The sequence below is a fragment of the Streptomyces sp. NPDC091376 genome, from assembly GCF_044757085.1.
Lineage (GTDB): Bacteria > Actinomycetota > Actinomycetes > Streptomycetales > Streptomycetaceae > Streptomyces > Streptomyces pratisoli.
The window spans coordinates 616,602-635,666 of the sequence record NZ_JBIVUF010000001.1 but is presented as its reverse complement, the minus strand read 5'-3'; the positions used below and the strand labels follow the sequence as shown (position 1 = coordinate 635,666).

Here is a 19,065-nt window from a genome sequence, read left to right as displayed (position 1 = left end):
CACCTCCGACCTGCGTCTTTCAATGGTCCGCACCATGTCTCTGCTCCGCGCCCTGATCAGCACCGCCCGCATGGTCCGGCACACCCCGCGGCTCGCCGACGGCCTGCCTCCGGACGATGCGGTACTGCTCGACGCCCCGGACGGCGGGCTGGGCCCGGCGCTCGTCGCGGCCGCCGTCGGCGACCACGAGCCCGCCGCCGCGCTGCTCGCCGCCACGCGCGGCGCGGCCGAGTGGGAGAACCGGGACCGCCATGTGACGCGGCTCGCGGCGTTCGCGTACAACCGCGACGACTGGCTGGCCGGCTGGCTCGCCGCCTCGCCCCGCGACCCCGACGCCCTGCTGGTGAAGGCCGAGCTGGAGCTCCGCAGGGCCTGGGAGTCACCCGCGAGCGCCGAGCGGCTGCGCGAGGTCGGCCCGCTCGTCCACGCCGCGGCCGAGGCCGACCCCCGCGATCCCGTGCCCTGGCGGCTCGCGCTCGACCACGCCCGCGGCACGCACGCCACGCACACGGCCTTCGAGGCGCTGTGGGAGCAGGCGGTGCGCCGCTCCCCGCACCACTACGGCTGCCATGTCGCGGCGCTGCAGTACCTCTCCGCCGTCTGGTACGGCTCGCACCGCGAGTGCTTCGACTTCGCCGAGCGCGCCGCCGAGGACTCGCTGCCCGGCTCCCTCGTCCAGGCCCTGCCGGTGCGGGCGGCGTTCTCCCTGCTGCTGGCCGGGGCCGTCAGCTCCGTGCAGGCGGACCGGATCGACGCCGCGGCGGACCGGGCGATCGCGCTGTCCGCCCGCTATCGCACGGCCGACCCCTGGCCCGCCGAGGTGCGCAATCTGCTGGTGTACGTGCTGATCGCGCGCGGCCGCTGGACCGAGGCGCTGGAGGTGTTCAGGACGATCGGCACCTACGCCACGTCGTTCCCGTGGAACTGTCTGACGGACGACGCGCTGGGCCAGTTCCTGGAAGCCCGCGACGGTGTCCGGATCGAGGTGGCCTCCTCGACGCCGATCCGCCGCGGCCGCCGGATCCGTACGAACGGCGCGGCTCACCCGGCCGCCGCGGCCGGTTCCCTGAGCGCGCTCACCAAGGGCCAGGGGAAGGCGGCCGGACGAGCCCCGTCCGGTGGCCATTACGCTTGACCGCTGTGACCACCGCTCGCCTGCCACTCTTCCCGCTCAACGCGGTGCTTTTCCCGGGCCTCGTGCTGCCGCTGAACGTCTTCGAGGAGCGCTATCGCGCCATGATGCGCGAGCTGTTGAAGACCGACGAGTCCGAACCGCGCCGGTTCGCCGTGGTCGCCATCCGCGACGGCCGTGAGGTCGCGCCGACCGCGCCCGGGCTGCCGGACCAGACCGCACTGCCCGAGAAGGGCCCGGCCGCCGGCTTCGGGGCGGACCCGGTCCAGGCGTTCCACCGGGTCGGCTGCATCGCGGACGCCGCGACGATCCGGGAACGCGCGGACGGCAGTTTCGAGGTGCTCGCCACCGGCACGTCCCGGGTCAGGCTGCTCTCCGTCGACGCGAGCGGCCCGTTCCTGACCGCCGAACTCGAAGAGATCCCGGAGGAGTCCGGGGAAGGGGCGGGCACCTTGGCCGAAGGCGTGCTGCGGGCGTTCCGGAACTACCAGAAGCGGCTGGCGGGAGCGCGGGAGCGCTCTCTGTCCACGGGCTCGGAGCTGCCGGACGAACCGTCCGTGGTCTCGTACCTGGTGGCCGCGGCGGCTGTGCTGGACACGCCGTCGAAGCAACGGCTGCTGCAGGCGCCGGACACGGCGACCCGACTGCGGGAGGAACTGAAGCTGCTGCGCTCCGAGACCGCGGTGATACGGCATCTGCCGTCGCTGCCCGCGGTCGAACTGACGCGCGCGCCGACGAGCCCGAACTGACACGAGGACGACGACCTTGGCGAAGAAGCAGCGGAAGCAGCAGGGCGGAACTCCGGCGACGGTGGCGCTGACGGCCGCGGGGACGGCGTTCACGGTGCACGCGTACGAGCACGACCCGGCCTCGCCCTCGTACGGCGAGGAGGCCGCGGAGGCCCTCGGCGTCGCTCCGGAGCGGGTCTTCAAGACCCTCGTCGCGGACGTGGACGGCGAGCTGACGGTCGCCGTCGTCCCGGTCGCCGGACAGCTCGACCTGAAGGCGCTGGCCACGGCGGTCGGCGGCAAACGCGCGGCGATGGCCGATCCGGCCGCGGCCGAGCGCACCACGGGATACGTCCGGGGCGGCATCTCTCCCCTGGGGCAGCGCAAGCGGCTGCGTACGGTGCTGGACGCCTCGGCCTCGGCCCACCCGACGATCTGCGTCTCGGCGGGCCGCCGGGGCCTCGAGGTCGAGCTGGCACCCGCCGACCTGGCGTCCCTGACCGGCGCGGTGCTCGCGCCGATCGGCCGCGTGTAGCGGGGCGTGCGCGGCCCCTCGACGGACGGCCGGTCCTCGGCTACGACCGAAGGACATCCCGGCAGGAGGGGCACCGCCATGTCGAAGCGCACAAGGAAGCGGAAGTGGCGCGTCCGTAAGCGCCGCGCGAACCACGGCCGCCGGCCGGCGTAGTCCGGGAGGGGGCACCGCCCTTCCCGGCCCCCAGGACGCGGGTCACAAGCCACGTGCGCCTGCGGCAGCGGCAGCGGCAGCGGCAGCGGGCGGGGCTTCGCCCCTCGCAGTCTGCTCCCGGTACGGCCCCGGCCGTACCTTCGGGTCGGCAGAACCAGGGGGCGGGGCCCGGGCCGCGAGCGTTCATGACAAGCCCCGCCGGCGATCGTGGCGCAAGGTCGCGGGGCAGAGCCCCTAGCAGGAGAAGGGGAGGGTTCCGCGCGGCGCGGCGATCGTCAGCGCGGCTCGTCGTGGGCAGGCGACGGGGCCCATTCCGGCTCGGGGTCGCGGGGGCCGAACAGGGCCGTCAGGCCCAGGTGCATGATCATCGCGGCGACCGGCCACGCCAGCAGCGCCGCCTTGGCACGGAGCCTGAGCGGCGCGTCGAAGACGACCCCCTCGCCCACCGCGCGGGCGTGCGCGACGACGTCCTGGTCGGGCCCGAGCCAGTGGCCCGTGCCCCACGCCAGGGCGGAGGCGAAGAGCCCGCCCAGCGCGAGCGCGGCGACGACGGCGATGCCCCCACGCCGGTTGAACAGGAAGGCACCCGTCGCACTGAGCACCCCGAAACCGAGCGCCAGCAGCACGAACGTACCGTCCGCGCCCGCCGACTCCTCGCCCTCCGTGTCCGCGACGAAGACCGCCGTGTCGGTCGAGATCAGCGGCACCCGGGGCGCCAGCCACAGCCACAGCAGTCCGAGCACGATCCCCGCGAGCGTCACGGCCACCAGGACCACCGCGGCCTGCCGCAGCTCCCTCTTCATGTCCAACCCTTCTCCCTCCGGGTACGGCGCGGGGTGCGGGGTGCGCCAGGGCGCGTCATGAGGTGCGGGCCGGTGAGGCGGCGTCAGGGGTGCTGTCACCCTGACATCGTGCCAAACGTCCCTGTGGCCCGCCTCACCGGCCGCGCCTCAGCGGACCGCCGCCCGGCGGTACGCCCAGGTCGCGACGGCCAGTGACACCACACCGACGCCGGCGCAGACGGCGAGGTCCAGCGCGACGGTCGGCCAGTGCGGATGCGCGTCGAACGTACGAGCGAGAGCCTCGACGCCGTACGTGGACGGCAGCAGATCACGCGCCAACGCGATCGGCCCGGGCAGCCGCCCGGCCGGCAGCACGCCCAGCAGCAGCGCCGCGGACATGCCCAACTGGCCCAGCAGCGTCGCGAGTTCCTGGCGCGGCGCGAGCAGACCCAGCGCCGCGCCGAGCCCCGCCAGCGCCGCACCCGAGAGCGGGATCACGGCGGCGAGTATCCACAGATGGGTGAGCGGCAGCCCGAAGAGCACCGAGCCGATGACCGCGGTCACCACCGTCCCCGGCACGGTGAAGGAGGCGTACGCCCCGGCCGCGCCGAGCACCACCGCCGCGGGCGGCACCGGCAGCGTCGCGTAGTGGTCCAGACCACCGGAAGCCCGGAGCTGCCCGAAGTACTGGGCGAGCAGATTCAGCGCGACGAACGCGACGACGAGGACGGCCGACCCCGCGACGACGGCCCGCGCCTCGGCACCGCCGTCGACGACCCCGCGCATCAGCACCATGATCCCGACGGACTGGAAGGTCGCGACGAAGAGCAGCGGGATCCGGGCGACCCGCGCCCGGGACAGCTGGGCGCGGTACACCGCGGCGAGCGCGGGCAGCAGCCGGGCGCTCGGCGCGAGCGGCGCGGCACCGCCCTCCGCACCGGCGTGGGCGTCACGCGCTCCCCGCACACTCGCGGACACGGCCTCCGCAGGCACGATGCTCACCTGGCGCTGCTCCTGTTCGGTACGGACGGCCTCGGTAGGGGCGACGGCTCATGGCTCATGCCTTCACCAGGCCCTTCGTCGCATGGCCGCCGAGCGCCAGATAGACGTCCTCCAGACTCGGCGTGGCCAGGGTGAAGTCGTCGAGGGCGGCGAAGGCCTTGCCTCCCGTCACCGCGGCGACGGCCGCGCGGGCCTCGTCCGGTGCGAGCCGGAGGACCCAGCGACGGCCGGACTCCTGGGCGGAGGGGCGGAGCGCGGCGACCTCGGGCACATCGAGCGGGGCCCGCTCGCGCCAGAGGAGTTCGACGCGGACCTCGCCGGCGACGCGCTCCTTGAGCCCGGCGGGCGTGTCGCAGGCGATGACCTTGCCGCGTTCCAGTACGGCGACGCGGTCGAGGACCGTCTCGGCCTCGATGACGTTGTGGGTGACGAGGAGCACGGTCACATTGTGCTCGGCGCGCCTGCGGTCCACCGCGGCCCACACCGCGCGCCGGGCGACCGGGTCCATTCCGGTGGTGGGCTCGTCCAGCACCAGCACCGGCCGCTCCCCCACCAGCGTGGCGGCGAAGCAGGCGAGCCGCCGCTGGCCCCCGGAGAGCTTCTTCAGTGGACGCCCGGCGAGCCCGGTCAGACCGAGCTCCTCCAGGACGGTGGCGCATTCCGCGCGCGCCTGCCGTGCCCCGAGTCCGCGCAGCCGCCCGGTGGTCTCGGCGGCGAGCGCGACGGTCAGCTCGTCGAGCGCGGTGGACTCCTGGCCGAGGTAGCCGATGAGCCGGGCCGCGCGCTCGGGATGGCGTACGAGATCGTGGCCGAGCACCGCGACGCTGCCGGAGTCCGGTCGCATCAGACCGGTCAGTTGGCGCACGAGGGTGGACTTGCCGGCGCCGTTCGGCCCGAGCAGCCCGAAGATCTCTCCGCGCCGCACTTCGAGGCCGATTCCGTCGTTGGCACGCACCTCGGGAGTCGCGGGTGTCCCCCGCCGGGCACGCGCAGCGGGGTACGTCTTGACCAGATCCCGCACCACGCACACCGTACTCACGAGGGACGAGCCTACGGGGTCCGCCGTCCTACTCCCCGGCCGGGGCGCGTTCCGTGGCGGCACGTACGTCGATCTCCCGCCAGAATCCGGCCCGGATCGCGTACCGGTCATGCTCGTCGATCTGGTCGTCCTTGTGGGCGAGCAGCCCGAAACGCGCGGCGTACCGGAGCAGTTCGCCGTCGATGCGGTGCGGGATGCGCGGGTACATGGTGGACAGCTTGGTCACGTGCGCGGGGTCCGGCAGCCGCTCCATCCAGCGGCGGGCGAAGACCTGTCCGACCTCGAAGGGGTCGCCGCCGACGGTGGTGATGTCCTCCTCGCGGTCCGCCCAGCGCTGCTCGGCGCTGGTGAGCTGGGCGAGGGTGGGCAGCGAGGCGGTCTCCGGGGGCTCGCCGAGCGCGCCACCGCCCGAGCGCTCGATCCAGCCCTTGTCGGAGGACCAGCGCAGGGTGGCACCGGCGGGTTGCCGGTCCGTCTGGACGGCCGGGCCGCGCAGGCCCGCCAGGTCCTTGGGGGTGGGGACGCCCTTGGTGTGGGGGCCGACGGGGGCGGCCACCCCGTTCTCCGTACCGCTGCCCGCGGCCGGGGCCGACGACCCGTTGCCCACCGGAGTCACTCGGGGGCCCGTGTCCTCAGCGCGCTCCGCGGCGGCCGCGAGTGCCGACTCGGGCAGCGGGGCGGAGAGGATCGCCGCGATCTCGGGGCGGGGCGCGGGTGGCGGGGCGCAGATTCCGGTGAGTTCCTTGGCGCGTACGGCCTGGGTGATCCAGGCCCGGTCGAGGACTCGGCGTTCGTCGGCCTCGGCGACCAGGTCCTCGGACTGGTTGTAGTCGCCGTCGGCGGCCTGGACGGCCCAGAGGTGGACGGCGACGCCGTGTTCCTTCGCGGACATCAGTCCGGGCAGCAGATCGCCGTCACCGGTCACCAGCACCACGTCGGAGCAGGCGCGATTTCTGGCCAGCTCGGTGAGCTCGGCGTGCATCGCGGCGTCGACGCCCTTCTGCGCCCATCGGCCGTCGCTGCGGGTCAGCGCGCCCAGCCGGACGGTGACGCGGGGCATGACCCGGAGCCTGCGGTGCTCGGGCTGGGGTACGCGGTCGGGGGCTCCGTCGAACCAGTAGATGCGGAGCAGCGGACGTTCCGTATCGGCTTCGGCGCGCTCGCGCAGGGCATGGATGAGGGCGGCGTGGTCGACGGTGATGCGCGAACGGGCCGGTTCTCCGGCGAGGAGACTCGCGGCGGCGCCCAGCAGATAGCCGGCGTCCACCAGGACGACGCAGCGGTCCACGTGTTCCACCCTCTTTCGGGAACCTCGGGATCGGAGTTGCTTCGGGTTTCCTTCGAGTCTGCCCGAACGCCGGGAGGTTAACGGCCGGAACTCGATCATCGGCGTGGCGGGTCGTGAAGCCGCACCGTAACAGCAGCCCGTTACTCACTGCAATGATCCGAAATGCGGCCCTTCCGGCGGTATGTGAGTCTGATGGCGGCCCTGGCCCCTAGATCCCGCAGGAGGCACCACCATGGCCAAGAACAAGAACCGAGATCGCAAGATACAGACCGGCTCGAACGCCGAGCGGAGCGCCCAAGAGGCCCGTTCTTCTTCGATGGAGGCCCAGTCGGAGCGCCGGGACACGCAGGTACCGCCGACCAGCGTTGCCCACAAGGGCCGTCAGAAGCGCTTCGGCCACAACTGACGCACCACGCCGACGCATGCGTGAGGGGCGCGCCCGATGACCGGGCGCGCCCCTCAAGTGCGTCGCAGGTTCACGTACGTCACGCGTCCACGTGCGTCACACGTCGTGCGCCGGTCTCAGCCCGCCAGGCAGGACGGGCCGAGCAGCACCTTCAGATCGCCGAAGAGCGCGGGATCGGGCTGGACCCGGTGCCGGTCGAGGCGGAGCACGGTGGTCTTGCGGGCTCCCTGGAGCTTGATCCGCACCTCCGTGTTGCCCTTGTGGTGGCCGAGGATCTCACCGAGCCGGCTGATCATCGGCGGGGTGACCTTCACCGTCGGAATGCTGATCACCACGGGGGCGTTGGTGCCCGCGTTGGACAGGTCGGGGACCATCAGCTCCATCGCGACGAGCCGCGGTACGTCCTCGCGCTTGTCGAGCCGGCCCTTGACGAAGACGACCGTGTCCTCGACGAGCTGGGTGGACACCAGTTGGTACGTCGCCGGGAAGAACATGCACTCGATCGAGCCCGCCAGGTCCTCCACGGTGGCGATCGCCCACGCGTTGCCCTGCTTGGTCATCTTGCGCTGCAGGCCGGAGATGATGCCGCCGATGGTGACGACCGCTCCGTCCGCGTGCTCGCCTCCGGTGAGCTGCGCGATCGCCGCGTCGCTCTTGTCGCTCAGCACGTGCTCGATACCGAAGAGCGGGTGGTCGGAGACGTAGAGGCCGAGCATCTCGCGCTCCTGGGCGAGCAGATACGACTTCTCCCACTCGACGTCGGAGAACTCGACGTCGAGCCCGAAGCCCGGCTCGCTGCTGTCCTCCTCTCCCATCCCGCCGAAGAGGTCGAACTGCCCCTCCGCCTCCTTGCGCTTGACCGCCACCACGTTGTCGATCATCGGCTCGTGCTGGGCGACCAGGCCCTTGCGGGTGTGCCCCATCTCGTCGAAGGCGCCCGCCTTGATGAGCGACTCGATGGTCCGCTTGTTGCAGACGACGGCCTCGACCTTGTCGAGGAAGTCGGGGAAGGACGTGTACTTCCCTTTGGCCTTGCGGCTGCGGATGATCGACTCGACGACGTTCGTGCCGACGTTACGGACGGCCGTGAGGCCGAAGAGGATGACGTCGTCGCCCTGGGCGGCGAAGTTCTGCTCGGACTCGTTCACATTGGGCGGCAGCACCTTGATGCCCATGCGACGGCACTCGTTCAGGTAGACCGCGGACTTGTCCTTGTCGTCCTTGACCGAGGTGAGCAGCGCGGCCATGTACTCGGCCGGGTAGTTGGCCTTCAGATACGCGGTCCAGTAGGAGACCAGTCCGTACGCGGCGGAGTGGGCCTTGTTGAAGGCGTAGCCGGCGAAGGGGACCAGGACGTCCCACAGGGCCTGGATGGCCTCGTCGCTGTAGTCGTTCTTCCGGGCGCCGGCCTGGAAGATGGTGAAGTTCTTCGCCAGTTCCTCGGGCTTCTTCTTGCCCATGACGCGGCGGAGGATGTCGGCCTCGCCGAGCGAGTACCCGGCGATGATCTGGGCGGCCTTCTGCACCTGCTCCTGGTAGACGATCAGGCCGTAGGTGACCGCGAGGACCTCTTCGAGCGGTGCCTCCAGCTCCTTGTGGATCGGCGAGATCTCCTGGCGGCCGTTCTTGCGCTCCGCGTAGTTGATGTGCGAGTTCATGCCCATCGGGCCCGGCCGGTAGAGGGCCGAGACGGCGGAGATGTCCTCGAAGTTGTCGGGCTGCATCTGGCGGAGCAGCGAGCGCATCGGGCCGCCGTCGAACTGGAAGACGCCGAGGGTGTCACCGCGGCAGAGCAGTTCGAAGGTCTTGGGGTCGTCCAGCGGGAGGGCGAGCATCTCCAGGTCGATGCCCTTGTTGGCCTTCACCATCTTGATGGCGTCGTCCATGATCGTGAGGTTGCGAAGGCCCAGGAAGTCCATCTTCAGCAGGCCGAGCGACTCGCACTGCGGGTAGTCCCACTGGGTGATGGTCACGCCGTCGGTGTGCCGCACCCAGATCGGGGCGTGGTCGACGATGGGCTCGCTGGACATGATCACGCCGGCCGCGTGCACGCCCATCTGCCGGACCAGGCCCTCGACGCCCTTGGCGGTGTCGATGACCTTCTTCACGTCCGGTTCGTTCTCGTACATCGACCGGATCTCGCCCGCCTCGCTGTACCGCGGGTGGGAGGGGTCGGTGATGCCGTTCAGGTCGATGCCCTTGCCGAGGACGTCGGCGGGCATCGCCTTGGTGAGCCGGTCGCCCATCGCGTACGGATAGCCCAGCACGCGCGCGGAGTCCTTGATGGCGTTCTTGGCCTTGATCTTGCCGTAGGTGCCGATCATGGCGACCTTGTCCGCGCCGTACTTCTCGGTCACGTACCTGATCACCTCGACGCGCCTGCGCTCGTCGAAGTCGATGTCGACATCGGGCATGGAGACGCGCTCGGGGTTGAGGAACCGCTCGAAGATCAGACCGTGCGGGATCGGGTCGAGGTCGGTGATCCCCATCGCGTACGCGACGATCGAACCGGCCGCGGAACCACGGCCGGGGCCGACCGCGATGCCGTTCTTCTTGGCCCACATGATGAAGTCGGCGACGACGAGGAAGTACCCCGGGAACCCCATCTGGATGATGACGTCCATCTCGTACTCGACCTGCTTCTGCCGGTCCTCGGGGACGCCGCCGGGGAAGCGGCGGTCCATGCCCAGGCGGACCTCCTCCTTGAACCAGGTGACCTCGGTGAAGCCCTCGGGGATGTCGAACTTCGGCATGAGGTTCTTCGCCTCGAACATGCCCGTGGTGTCGATCTGCTCCGCGACCAGCAGGGTGTTGCGGCAGCCCTCCTGCCAGGCGTCGGACGCGTCGATGGCGTACATCTCGTCGGTCGACTTCAGGTAGTAGCCGGTGCCGTCGAACTTGAAGCGGTCCGGGTCCGAGAGGTTCTTGCCGGTCTGGATGCACAGCAGCGCGTCATGGGCGGTCGCCTCGTGCGCGTACGTGTAGTGCGAGTCGTTGGTGACCAGCGGCGGGATGCCGAGCTTCTTGCCGATCTCCAGCAGTCCGTCGCGGACCCGGCGCTCGATCTCGATGCCGTGGTCCATCAGCTCCAGGAAGTAGCGGTCCTTGCCGAAGATGTCCTGGTACTCGGACGCCGACTTCAGGGCCTCGTCGAACTGGCCGAGGCGCAGCCGCGTCTGCAGCTCGCCGGAGGGGCAGCCGGTGGAGGCGATCAGGCCCTCGGACCACTGGGAGATGGTCTCCTTGTCCATCCGCGGCCACTTCTGCAGCCAGCCCTCGGCATAGGCGTCCGAGGAGAGCCGGAAGAGGTTGTGCAGACCCGTCCTGTTCGCCGCCCAGATCGTCTTGTGGGTGTAACCACCGGAACCGGAGACGTCGTCCCTCTTCTGGTGCGGCTGGCCCCACTGGATCTTCCGCTTGTTCCGCCGGGACTCCGGGGCGACGTAGGCCTCGATGCCGATGATCGGCGTGACTCCGGCCTTCTGCGCGGAATGGAAGAAGTCGTACGCGCCGTGGAGGTTGCCATGGTCGCTCATGGCGATGTGCGTCATGCCCATCTCGTTGCAGGCGTTGAACATGTCCTTGAGCCGCGCGGCACCGTCCAGCAGCGAGTACTGGGTGTGGACGTGCAGGTGCGTGAAGGGCGGCTTGGTCACGGCGGAAGGCCTCCGGCAAACAGTGGGCGGCAGTCTGGGTGGACAGCGTGGAAGTCTATTCCCCCGCACTGACAAACGGGGGTGAGGCGCAGTGCCCCGGTGCGGGGTGGCGGTCGGGCGGCGGGTTGGACCGCCGGGCACTCGGGACTACCTTCGTGCGTTGAGCGGGACGGAAGCCCTGTCCCTTATGTCATGCAGCAGGAGGCACCCAGCGATGTCGGTCCACCAGCCCACGGCCGGCGAGCGAGGCGAGGAGATCCTCTCCGTCTTCGGCACCGCCTTCGGCGAGCTTCTGGCCGCCGACCCGGCCGCGTTCCGGGTGAAGTTCCGCAAGATGGCGGCCTCCGCCTTCGCCTTCTACCGGGGCTCGGCGAGCCTGTTCTACGCCGACCTGGAGCGGGAGCAGCACAGCGGCCCGTATCTGGACGACCGCACCAGCCGGGTGTGGATCCACGGCGACCTCCACGCCGAGAACTTCGGCACCTACATGGACTCGAACGGTCGCTTGATCTTCAACGTCAACGACTTCGACGAGGCGTACGTCGGCCCCTTCACCTGGGACCTCAAGCGGCTCTCCGCCTCGCTCGCGCTGATCGGCTACACGAAGGCGCTCAGTGACGAGCAGATCACCGAGCTGGTGCGGGTCTACGCGGCTGCCTACCGGGAGCGCGTCCACGCCCTGGCGACCGGCGCCAAGAACGACGAGGTGCCGCCCTTCACGCTGGACACCGCGGAGGGCCCGCTCCTGGAGGCGCTGCACAGCGCCCGTTCGCTGACCCGCTTCGGGCTGCTCGACTCGATGACCGAGATCCGCGACTTCGAGCGGCGCTTCGCCGGCGGCGGTGGCTCGATCGAGCTGGACGCGGCGACGCGGTACAAGGTGCTGGCCGCGTTCGACGGCTATCTGGAGACGCTGCCCGAGTCGAGCCTGACCCGCCCCGACTCGTACCGGGTGAAGGACGTGGTCGGACGGCGCGGCATCGGCATCGGATCGGCCGGGCTGCCCTCGTACAACATCCTGCTTGAGGGCAACAGCGACGCGCTCGAGAACGACGTCGTGATCTACATGAAGCAGGCGCAGACCCCGGCGGTGTCCCGGCACATCACCGACGAGCGCGTCCGCGACTACTTCCAGCACGAGGGCCACCGCACGGTGATCTCGCAGCGCGCGCTGCAGGCGCACTCGGACCCGTGGCTGGGCTGGACGGAGCTGGACGGGTCCGGTCAGCTGGTCGCGGAGGTCTCACCGTACGCGGTGGACCTGGACTGGTCGGACATCGACGACCCGGAGGAGATCGCGGCCGTGGTGGCCGATCTCGGCCGGGCGACGGCCACGATGCACGCGGCCGCGGACGACGAGAGCGGCCACTCGCTGGTGCCGTTCTCCACCGAGCGGGCCATCGACGCGGCGATCGCCGCCGACGAGGACGGCTTCGCGGAGCTGCTGGTGGGCTTCGCGCACAGCTATGGCGCACGGGCGCGCGCCGACCACCAGATCTTCGTGGACCTCTTCCGCAACGGAAGGATCCCGGGGCTGCGGTAGGGCGGCCCACGGGCGGCCGGATCCTCCTTAGCCGCGGCTTACGGAGCGGCATGGCACACTCCTGAACGATGCCGATTTCCGGGGGGCCTCCCCCTGGGCCCCGGCAGTAAAGGACATCCGGCAGGCAGAGGACCCCGTGCACATAGGCGAGACACGGCTCAGGGGGCTGCGGGCAGCGATCTTCACGGCACTCGTCGTGACGCTGTCCGCGGCCTCCCACGTGCTGCTGTCGCAGGTGCCGCTGCCGCTGCCGACCGTCGCCGCCGTCGCCGCCGGGGTGTTCCTGCTCACCTACGCGCTGGCGGGACGCGAGCGCGGATACGGGCCGATCGCGGCCGTGCTGGTCCCGCTGGAGCTGGCCGCGGACACCGTCTTCACCACCGGCCAGCACGTCTGTTACGGCGCCGCCGGCGGGCCGGTCGCCGGTGCGCTGCGCGCGGTCGGGGTGGACGTGCTGTGCGGCCGCAGCGCCGGTGCGCCCCTGCCAGGCGTCGCCTCGGCCGAGGGGCACATGGCGGCACTGATCGACTCCCCGGACCCGTCCGTGCCCTGGCTGCTGCTCGCCGCCCACGTGTCGGTCGGGCTTGTCGCCGCGGCCTGGCTGCGGCACGGCGAGTCGGCGCTCGCGGGTCTGCTGCGGACGGCGGCGGTGGCGGCGTTCCGGCCACTGCTGACAGCCGTCGCCGTCGTCCGCGGCGCCCGCGCCGGCGCCCGTTCCGCGATGCCCTCCCCGGTACGGACGCACGCCGCCCGTACCCGCCACTTCGTGCAGTCCGTGCGACGCAGGGGACCGCCGCTGCCGGCTCCGGCTCTCGTCTGAGCCCCGGCAGTCCCCCGCCCGACCACCCCTTTCCCACGGAGAACACGATCATGAGTGCACGCAACAGCAAGGCCAACAAGGCTGCCGCCCGCGAGCGGATGCGCGCGGAGCGCGAGCGCCAGGCGAAGAAGGACAAGGCCAGGCGGCAGATCATCGTCGCCCTTTCGACGGTCGGCGTACTGATCGCGGCGGGCGGCATCGGCTATGCCGTCATGCAGGCCAACAAGCCCACGGCCTGGGAGGCCGCGAAGGACGCGAAGGTCGTCAAGCCCAAGAACACCGAGGGCGAGAACGGCACGACGGTCGTCATCGGCAAGCCCGCCGCGAAGAAGACCCTGGAGATCTACGAGGACTCGCGCTGCCCGATCTGCGCGACCTTCGAGCAGGCGGTCGGCGAGACGGTCAAGAAGGACGTCGACGCCGGCAAGTACAAGGTGAAGTACATCGGCGCCACGTTCATCGACAACGCCGACAGCGGCGAGGGCTCCAAGAACGCCCTCTCCGCCCTGGGCGCCGCGCTCGACGTCAGTCCCGAAGCCTTCACGGAGTACAAGGCGGCGCTCTACTCGGCGAAGTTCCACCCCGAGGAGAGCGAGGACAAGTTCGCCAAGGACTCGTACCTGCTGGAGGTCGCGAACTCGGTCGGCGCGCTCAAGGGGAACGCCGAGTTCAAGAAGAACGTCGAGAACGGCACCTTCGACCCCTGGGCGCTGAAGATGTCCCAGACCTTCAGCGACAGCGGTGTGACGGGTACGCCGACGCTGAAGATGGACGGCAAGAAGGTGACCGCGGACGGCAGCGAGAACGCGCCCATGACGGTCGAGCAGTTCAACGCCGCGATCGACAAGGCGCTCAAGGGCTGACGGCCCACATGGAGAGCGCTCGGTAGCGCTCGAAGGACGGGCAGACGAATTCTCTGAATTCGTCTGCCCGTTCGCCGTACCGGTCAGTAGGCTGACCGCCCGTGACCAGTAGACTCACCACAACTCCGAGCCGCCGCACGGTCGTCAAGGCCGCTGCCGCCACCGCTGTCGCCGCGCCCGTTCTGGCCGGCGCCGCCGCGTCCTCCGCTTCCGCCGCCGAGTCGGCCCCCGCGTTCCTCCATGGTGTCGCCTCGGGCGACCCGCTGCCCGACGGTGTGCTGCTGTGGACCCGGGTCACGCCCGCCCCGGACGCCGTTCCCGGCTCCGGCAAGGGCGCCGCCACCGAGGTGCGCTGGGAGATCGCCGAGGACAAGGCGTTCACCGCCGTCGTCTCCGGCGGACTCACCACCGCCACCGCCACCTCCGACCACACCGTCAAGGTCGACGTCAGGGGCCTGCGCCCCGGCACCACCTATTACTTCCGCTTCACCTCCGGCACCGCGGTCTCCGCCGTCGGCCGCACCCGCACCGCGCCCGCCGTCGACGCCGCCGCGTCCGGTGTCCGCTTCGGTGTCGTCTCCTGCGCCAACTGGGAGTCGGGCTACTTCTCCGCGTACCGGCATCTGGCGGCCCGCGCCGATCTGCACGCGGTCCTCCATCTCGGCGACTACATCTACGAGTACGGCACCGGCGGCTACCCGGCCGAGGACGAGGTCGTACGGCGCCACGAGCCCCGGCACGAGATCACCACGCTCGCCGACTACCGCACCCGGCACGGCAACTACAAGACCGACGCCGACCTCCAGTCGCTGCACGCCGCCCACCCGCTCATCGCGATCTGGGACGACCACGAGATAGCCAACGACGCCTGGTCCGGGGGCGCGGAGAACCACACGCCGGGCACCGAGGGCGACTACGCGGCCCGCGCCGCGGCCGCCAAGCGGGCCTACTTCGAGTGGATGCCCGTGCGCGCCTCGACGGAGGGCACGGTCTACCGCCGGCTGCGCTTCGGCAAGCTGGCCGACCTGCATCTGCTCGATCTGCGCTCGTTCCGCTCGCAGCAGGCGTCCGTGGGCAGCGGCACGGTCGACGACCCGGAGCGCACGATCACCGGCCGCGCCCAGCTGGACTGGCTCAAGTCGGGCCTGGCGTCCTCGGACGCGACCTGGAAGCTGGTCGGTACGTCGGTGATGATCTCGCCGGTCGCCTTCGGCTCCGTACCCGCCTATCTGCTGGAGCCGATCGCCGACCTGCTCGGTCTGCCCAAGGAGGGCCTCGCGGTCAACGTCGACCAGTGGGACGGCTACACGGACGACCGCAAGGAGCTGCTGAAGCATCTGACGGACCGCGGCATCAAGAACACCGTCTTCCTCACCGGCGACATCCACATGGCGTGGGCCAACGACGTTCCGGTGAAGGCGGCGACGTACCCGCTGTCGCAGTCGGCCGCGACCGAGTTCGTGGTGACGTCGGTGACGTCCGACAACCTCGACGAGATCCTGCACGTCGCGCCGGGCACGCTGTCCCTGGTCGCGGCCACCGCCGTCAAGGCCGCCAACCGCCATGTGAAGTGGCTCGACATGGACCATCACGGGTACGGCGTCCTCGATGTGACCGCCGAGCACTCGCAGATGGACTACTACACGCTCTCCGACAAGACGCGTCAGGACGCGACGGCCTCCTGGGCGCGTTCGTACCGCACGCTCAACGGGACGCAGAAGGTCGAGCGGGTCAGCCGGCCGGTGCTCTGAGCAACGGCCGTTCAGATTCCTCTAACCTGGCGCCATGAATGCGCCGGGGGAACTGATCGACGGGCGGTTCGAGCTGATCGAGCCGCTCGGCAGCGGCGGAATGGGCACGGTGTGGCGGGCTCGCGACACCGTGCTCCACCGCGAAGTCGCGCTGAAGGCGGTCCGTCCCGACGCCTCCACGTCCGACGCGGTGCGCGAACGCGTCCTGCGTGAGGCGCGGGCGCTCGCCCGGCTCAACCACCCCCATGTGGTGACGGTCCATCACATCGTGGACGTGCGGCCGCATCCGTGGATCGTGATGGCTCTGGTGCCGGGCATCTCGCTCCAGGACCGCCTCTCCCAGGGCTCGTTGACCCCGCGGGAAGCGGCACGCATCGGCCGCCAGACGCTCTCCGCCCTCAGCGCCGCACACGCGGCGGGCATCCAGCACCGGGACGTGAAGCCCGCCAACGTCCTGCTGCGGCCCGAGAGTCCCGCCGGGCCCGGCGGCCCGGGTGGTGCCGCCGACGCCGTACTCACCGACTTCGGGATCGCGGCGCTCCAGGGCTCGACGTCGCTCACCGCCACGGGTGAGCTGGTCGGCTCGCCCGAGTTCATCGCACCGGAACGCGTCCGCGGTCACGACGACGATCCCGCGTCGGACCTGTGGTCGCTCGGGCTCGTGCTGTACGTGTGCGTGGAGGGCGTCAGTCCGTTGCGCCGGGCGACCACGCTGGCGACGCTGGCGGCCGTGCTCGACGACCCGGTGCCCCCACCGGTGCGCTCCGGGCCGCTGGCGCCCGTGCTGCAGGCGCTGCTCGTACGGGACCCGTCGGCGCGACCCGACGCGGCACGGCTCGACGCGATGCTGGCGCAGGTGGAGTCGGGGACGACGCCGTACTGGGTACAGCCGACCTCGACGGCGCGGCCGCCGGAATCCGCGCCCTGGCCGGTGCCTCCCGTGCCCACCCGGCTCGACAGTCCGCGACCGACGGTTCCGCAGCCGACGCGGCCGCCGTCTCTCCCGGAGCGGCAACGGCCGGGCCGTGCACCCGTGGTCGTCGCCGCGATCGCCGTGGCCGTCGCGGTCACCGCCGCGACCGCGCTCGTTCTCGCCTTGCGCGGCTCGGAGACGGAGACCACGGGGGGCGCGAAGGGCTCCGGCGGCGCGACGAGCACGGCGCCCAGCACGCCGCCGCCCACGACCACGTCCCCGACCGCACCACCGGCGAGTGCGGCTCCAACAGTGACCGTCACCGCGCCGGCCCCGCCGGGCGACACCCCGCCCGCGTCCTCGGGGCGCTGGATCGCCCAGCTCTTCTCCGAACCCGTCGGTTCCGGCACGGGCGCACGGGACCAGCGGCTCGCCAAGGTCCGCGAGACCGTGCCCGAGGCCGAGTACGTACGCAGCGACGGCTACGCCTCGTTGCGGCCGGGCTACTGGGTGATCTACGCACCGGGGCCGTTCGCCGACGGCCGGGCCGCTCTCGCGTTCTGCGCGGAGCGCGGCAGGACCACGGCGAACACCTGTTTCGCCCGCTATCTGAGCACGAGCGCGGACGACTTCGGCCTGCAGTGCCGTCCGCCGGCGAGCGACCCCTCGGGCCGCTGCACGCGCCCGTAGCCCCTGGCTCCTGGCTCCTGGCTCCTGGCTCCTGGCTCCTGGCCCCTACAGGGATTCCAGGAAACCGAGCGCCACGCGCCAGGTCTGCTCGGCGGCCTGAGCGTCGTGGTCGGGCAGATCCGGATCCGTGTACAGATGCCCGGCGCCCGGGTAACGGTGGACCTCGACGTCCGCCCCGGCCCTGCCCATCCGCAGATACCAGGCGGTCAGCCAGTCGTGCGGCTCGAACGGGTCGGGGTCGGCGACATGGAGCTGTACGGGCAGCTCGTCCACCTTGGCGTCCTCCGCGATGTCGGACGTACCGTGCAGCAGGAGCAGGCCGCGCGCCTTCTCGTCGCCCAGCGCCAGGTTCTGGGCGATGGCCGCGCCCAGCGAGAAGCCCCCGTACACGAGTCCGCGCTCGGAGTGGGGCGCGGCGGCCAGGATCGCCCGCTTCAGCAGCTCGTCCACGCCGACCTCGCTCTTGTACTCCCTGGCCTCCTCGACCGAGTCGAAGACCCGACCCTCGAAGAGATCGGGCGTCCACACCTGGTGTCCGGCCGCCCGGAGGCGCTCGGCGGCGGCGAGCACGGCCGGGCGCAGACCGTATGTCGAATGGAAAAGCATGATGTCCATGCGGTCAGGTTACGTTCGAGGACATGGAAAACGTGCTGCGTCCGTTGATCGTCATCGGCGGCTCGGTCGTCCTCACGCTGCTCGTGGGGTGGCTGACCGATGTGCTGCTTCGTCGCGCCGACTCCCGGCACACCGAGACCCCGCTGTGGGGCATGCTGCGCCGCTGCCGCGTCCCGCTGCAGTTCGTGCTCGGCTCGGCACTGCTGAGAGGCACCTTCCGGCAGGCCGAGATCGCGACGGTGCAGCAGCACGAGGCGGGCATCGGGCAGTTGCTGACGCTGGTGCTCATCGGCGCCTCGGCCTGGCTGGTGGTGCGGATCGCGACGGCCGTCGTCGAATCCTCGTACACCCGGTACGCCGCCGTCACGCGCGATCCGGCACGTGTGCGCCGGGTCCGTACGCAGGTCACGCTGATCCAGCGGGTCGTCATCGCGGTGGTCGGCGTCGTGGCGGTCGCGGCGATGCTGCTCACGTTCCCCGCGATGCGGGCGGTCGGCGCGTCGATGCTCGCCTCCGCCGGTGTCCTCGGCATCGTCGCCGGCATCGCGGCCCAGTCGACGCTGGGCAATCTCTTCGCGGGCCTGCAGATCGCGTTCGGCGACATGGTGCGGATCGGCGACACGGTGGTCGTGGACGGCGAGTGGGGAACGGTCGAGGAGATCACCCTCACCTTCCTCGCGGTGCGCACCTGGGACGAGCGCCGCATCACGATGCCGGTGTCGTACTTCACCAGCAAGCCGTTCGAGAACTGGTCGCGCGGCGGGGTGCAGATGACCGGGACGGTCTTCTTCCACCTGGACCACTCGGCGCCGGTGCACGAGATGCGCGAGAAGCTCCATGACGTCCTGCGCGGATGCCCGGCCTGGGACGGCCGCGACTGGTCCCTCGCGGTCACGGACACCACGCCGAACACGATGGTCGTGCGCGCCGTGGTCACCGCGAAGGACGCGGACGACGTCTGGACGGTCCGGTGCGCGGTGCGCGAACAGCTGATCGCCTGGCTCTGCGACCACCATCCCTACGCACTGCCGCACATCGCGACCGCACGCGCCGCCGAGCCCCCGGGCGAACACACGCCACCCGACGAGTCCGTCCACCGCACGGGCCGCGGTTAGGGCCTGCGCCGCCCGTGCGCGGCAGCGGACGTGG

General features: G+C 71.1%; 16 protein-coding genes. 10 read left to right on the top strand and 6 right to left on the bottom strand.

Annotated elements, in window-relative coordinates; genetic code table 11:
* Positions 1-22: 22 nt before the first annotated feature.
* The 3 genes from ACIQMR_RS02790 to ybaK are packed head-to-tail and all read left to right on the top strand — an operon-like array spanning position 23 to position 2,395.
* Positions 23-1,135, top strand: a complete 1,113-nt coding sequence (locus ACIQMR_RS02790) for a hypothetical protein (protein WP_401382046.1) — start codon at positions 23-25, stop codon at positions 1,133-1,135.
* Positions 1,136-1,140: 5 nt separating this feature from the next.
* Positions 1,141-1,881, top strand: a complete 741-nt coding sequence (locus ACIQMR_RS02785) for an LON peptidase substrate-binding domain-containing protein (RefSeq protein ID WP_266374889.1) — start codon at positions 1,141-1,143, stop codon at positions 1,879-1,881.
* 16 nt (positions 1,882-1,897) lie between these two features.
* Positions 1,898-2,395, top strand: coding sequence for a Cys-tRNA(Pro) deacylase (gene ybaK / locus ACIQMR_RS02780; RefSeq protein ID WP_401382044.1), 498 nt, complete (start codon positions 1,898-1,900; stop codon positions 2,393-2,395).
* 428 nt (positions 2,396-2,823) lie between these two features.
* On the opposite strand, the gene ACIQMR_RS02775 is transcribed toward ybaK, so the two are convergent.
* Genes ACIQMR_RS02775 through ACIQMR_RS02760 form a run of 4 tightly spaced genes read right to left on the bottom strand, consistent with a single transcriptional unit; the run spans position 2,824 to position 6,668 of the window.
* Positions 2,824-3,450: an ABC transporter permease gene (locus ACIQMR_RS02775; protein ID WP_401382042.1), complete on the bottom strand. Its 627-nt coding sequence runs from the start codon at positions 3,448-3,450 to the stop codon at positions 2,824-2,826.
* Between the two features lie 48 nt (positions 3,451-3,498).
* Positions 3,499-4,332 carry an ABC transporter permease gene (locus ACIQMR_RS02770; RefSeq protein ID WP_401382040.1) on the bottom strand — a complete coding sequence of 278 codons (834 nt, stop codon included), beginning with the start codon at positions 4,330-4,332 and terminating at the stop codon, positions 3,499-3,501.
* Positions 4,333-4,387: 55 nt separating this feature from the next.
* Positions 4,388-5,362 carry an ABC transporter ATP-binding protein gene (locus tag ACIQMR_RS02765; RefSeq protein WP_401382676.1) on the bottom strand — a complete coding sequence of 325 codons (975 nt, stop codon included), beginning with the start codon at positions 5,360-5,362 and terminating at the stop codon, positions 4,388-4,390.
* A 37-nt stretch (positions 5,363-5,399) separates the two neighbouring features.
* Complete coding sequence (locus ACIQMR_RS02760) at positions 5,400-6,668, bottom strand: NYN domain-containing protein (RefSeq protein ID WP_401382038.1); 1,269 nt, start codon at positions 6,666-6,668, stop codon at positions 5,400-5,402.
* A gap of 223 nt (positions 6,669-6,891) precedes the next feature.
* Between ACIQMR_RS02760 and ACIQMR_RS02755 the strand changes: the two genes are divergently transcribed.
* Positions 6,892-7,065 (top strand): hypothetical protein, encoded by a 174-nt coding sequence (locus tag ACIQMR_RS02755; protein WP_401382036.1) that lies wholly within the window; start codon positions 6,892-6,894, stop codon positions 7,063-7,065.
* 116 nt (positions 7,066-7,181) lie between these two features.
* Here ACIQMR_RS02755 and dnaE read toward each other — a convergent pair whose 3' ends face one another.
* Positions 7,182-10,721, bottom strand: coding sequence for a DNA polymerase III subunit alpha (gene dnaE / locus ACIQMR_RS02750; RefSeq protein WP_401382035.1), 3,540 nt, complete (start codon positions 10,719-10,721; stop codon positions 7,182-7,184).
* A 214-nt stretch (positions 10,722-10,935) separates the two neighbouring features.
* Here dnaE and ACIQMR_RS02745 point away from each other — a divergent pair, with 214 nt between their 5' ends.
* From ACIQMR_RS02745 to ACIQMR_RS02725, 5 genes are all read left to right on the top strand, one after another.
* Entirely contained in the window at positions 10,936-12,264 is a 1,329-nt protein-coding gene (locus tag ACIQMR_RS02745) for a DUF2252 domain-containing protein (RefSeq protein ID WP_401382032.1), read from the top strand.
* A 136-nt stretch (positions 12,265-12,400) separates the two neighbouring features.
* Positions 12,401-13,084, top strand: a complete 684-nt coding sequence (locus ACIQMR_RS02740) for a hypothetical protein (RefSeq protein ID WP_401382029.1) — start codon at positions 12,401-12,403, stop codon at positions 13,082-13,084.
* 50 nt (positions 13,085-13,134) lie between these two features.
* Positions 13,135-13,947 (top strand): DsbA family protein, encoded by an 813-nt coding sequence (locus ACIQMR_RS02735; protein WP_401382027.1) that lies wholly within the window; start codon positions 13,135-13,137, stop codon positions 13,945-13,947.
* A gap of 101 nt (positions 13,948-14,048) precedes the next feature.
* Positions 14,049-15,698, top strand: a complete 1,650-nt coding sequence (locus tag ACIQMR_RS02730) for an alkaline phosphatase D family protein (RefSeq protein ID WP_401382025.1) — start codon at positions 14,049-14,051, stop codon at positions 15,696-15,698.
* Positions 15,699-15,732: 34 nt separating this feature from the next.
* The gene (locus ACIQMR_RS02725; RefSeq protein ID WP_401382023.1) at positions 15,733-17,301 is read left to right on the top strand and encodes a protein kinase; all 1,569 of its coding nucleotides are present in this window, start codon (positions 15,733-15,735) and stop codon (positions 17,299-17,301) included.
* Positions 17,302-17,346: 45 nt separating this feature from the next.
* Here the strand turns inward: ACIQMR_RS02725 and ACIQMR_RS02720 are convergent, their stop codons facing one another.
* A complete protein-coding gene (locus tag ACIQMR_RS02720) occupies positions 17,347-17,916 on the bottom strand; it encodes a dienelactone hydrolase family protein (protein ID WP_401382020.1) in 570 nt (189 codons plus the stop codon).
* Positions 17,917-17,939: 23 nt separating this feature from the next.
* Between ACIQMR_RS02720 and ACIQMR_RS02715 the strand changes: the two genes are divergently transcribed.
* Positions 17,940-19,031, top strand: a complete 1,092-nt coding sequence (locus tag ACIQMR_RS02715; RefSeq protein ID WP_401382017.1) for a mechanosensitive ion channel family protein — start codon at positions 17,940-17,942, stop codon at positions 19,029-19,031.
* The last annotated feature ends 34 nt before the right edge of the window (positions 19,032-19,065 follow it).

Excerpts from the sequence above, each read along its gene's own strand:
- ACIQMR_RS02790 (WP_401382046.1), top strand. The coding sequence starts at position 23 with ATGGTCCGCACCATGTCTCTGCTCCGCGCCCTGATCAGCACCGCCCGC.
- ACIQMR_RS02755 (WP_401382036.1), top strand. The coding sequence starts at position 6,892 with ATGGCCAAGAACAAGAACCGAGATCGCAAGATACAGACCGGCTCGAAC.
- ACIQMR_RS02745 (WP_401382032.1), top strand. The coding sequence starts at position 10,936 with ATGTCGGTCCACCAGCCCACGGCCGGCGAGCGAGGCGAGGAGATCCTC.
- ACIQMR_RS02735 (WP_401382027.1), top strand. The coding sequence starts at position 13,135 with ATGAGTGCACGCAACAGCAAGGCCAACAAGGCTGCCGCCCGCGAGCGG.
- ACIQMR_RS02725 (WP_401382023.1), top strand. The coding sequence starts at position 15,733 with ATGAATGCGCCGGGGGAACTGATCGACGGGCGGTTCGAGCTGATCGAG.
- ACIQMR_RS02720 (WP_401382020.1), bottom strand. The coding sequence starts at position 17,916 with ATGGACATCATGCTTTTCCATTCGACATACGGTCTGCGCCCGGCCGTG.
- ACIQMR_RS02715 (WP_401382017.1), top strand. The coding sequence starts at position 17,940 with ATGGAAAACGTGCTGCGTCCGTTGATCGTCATCGGCGGCTCGGTCGTC.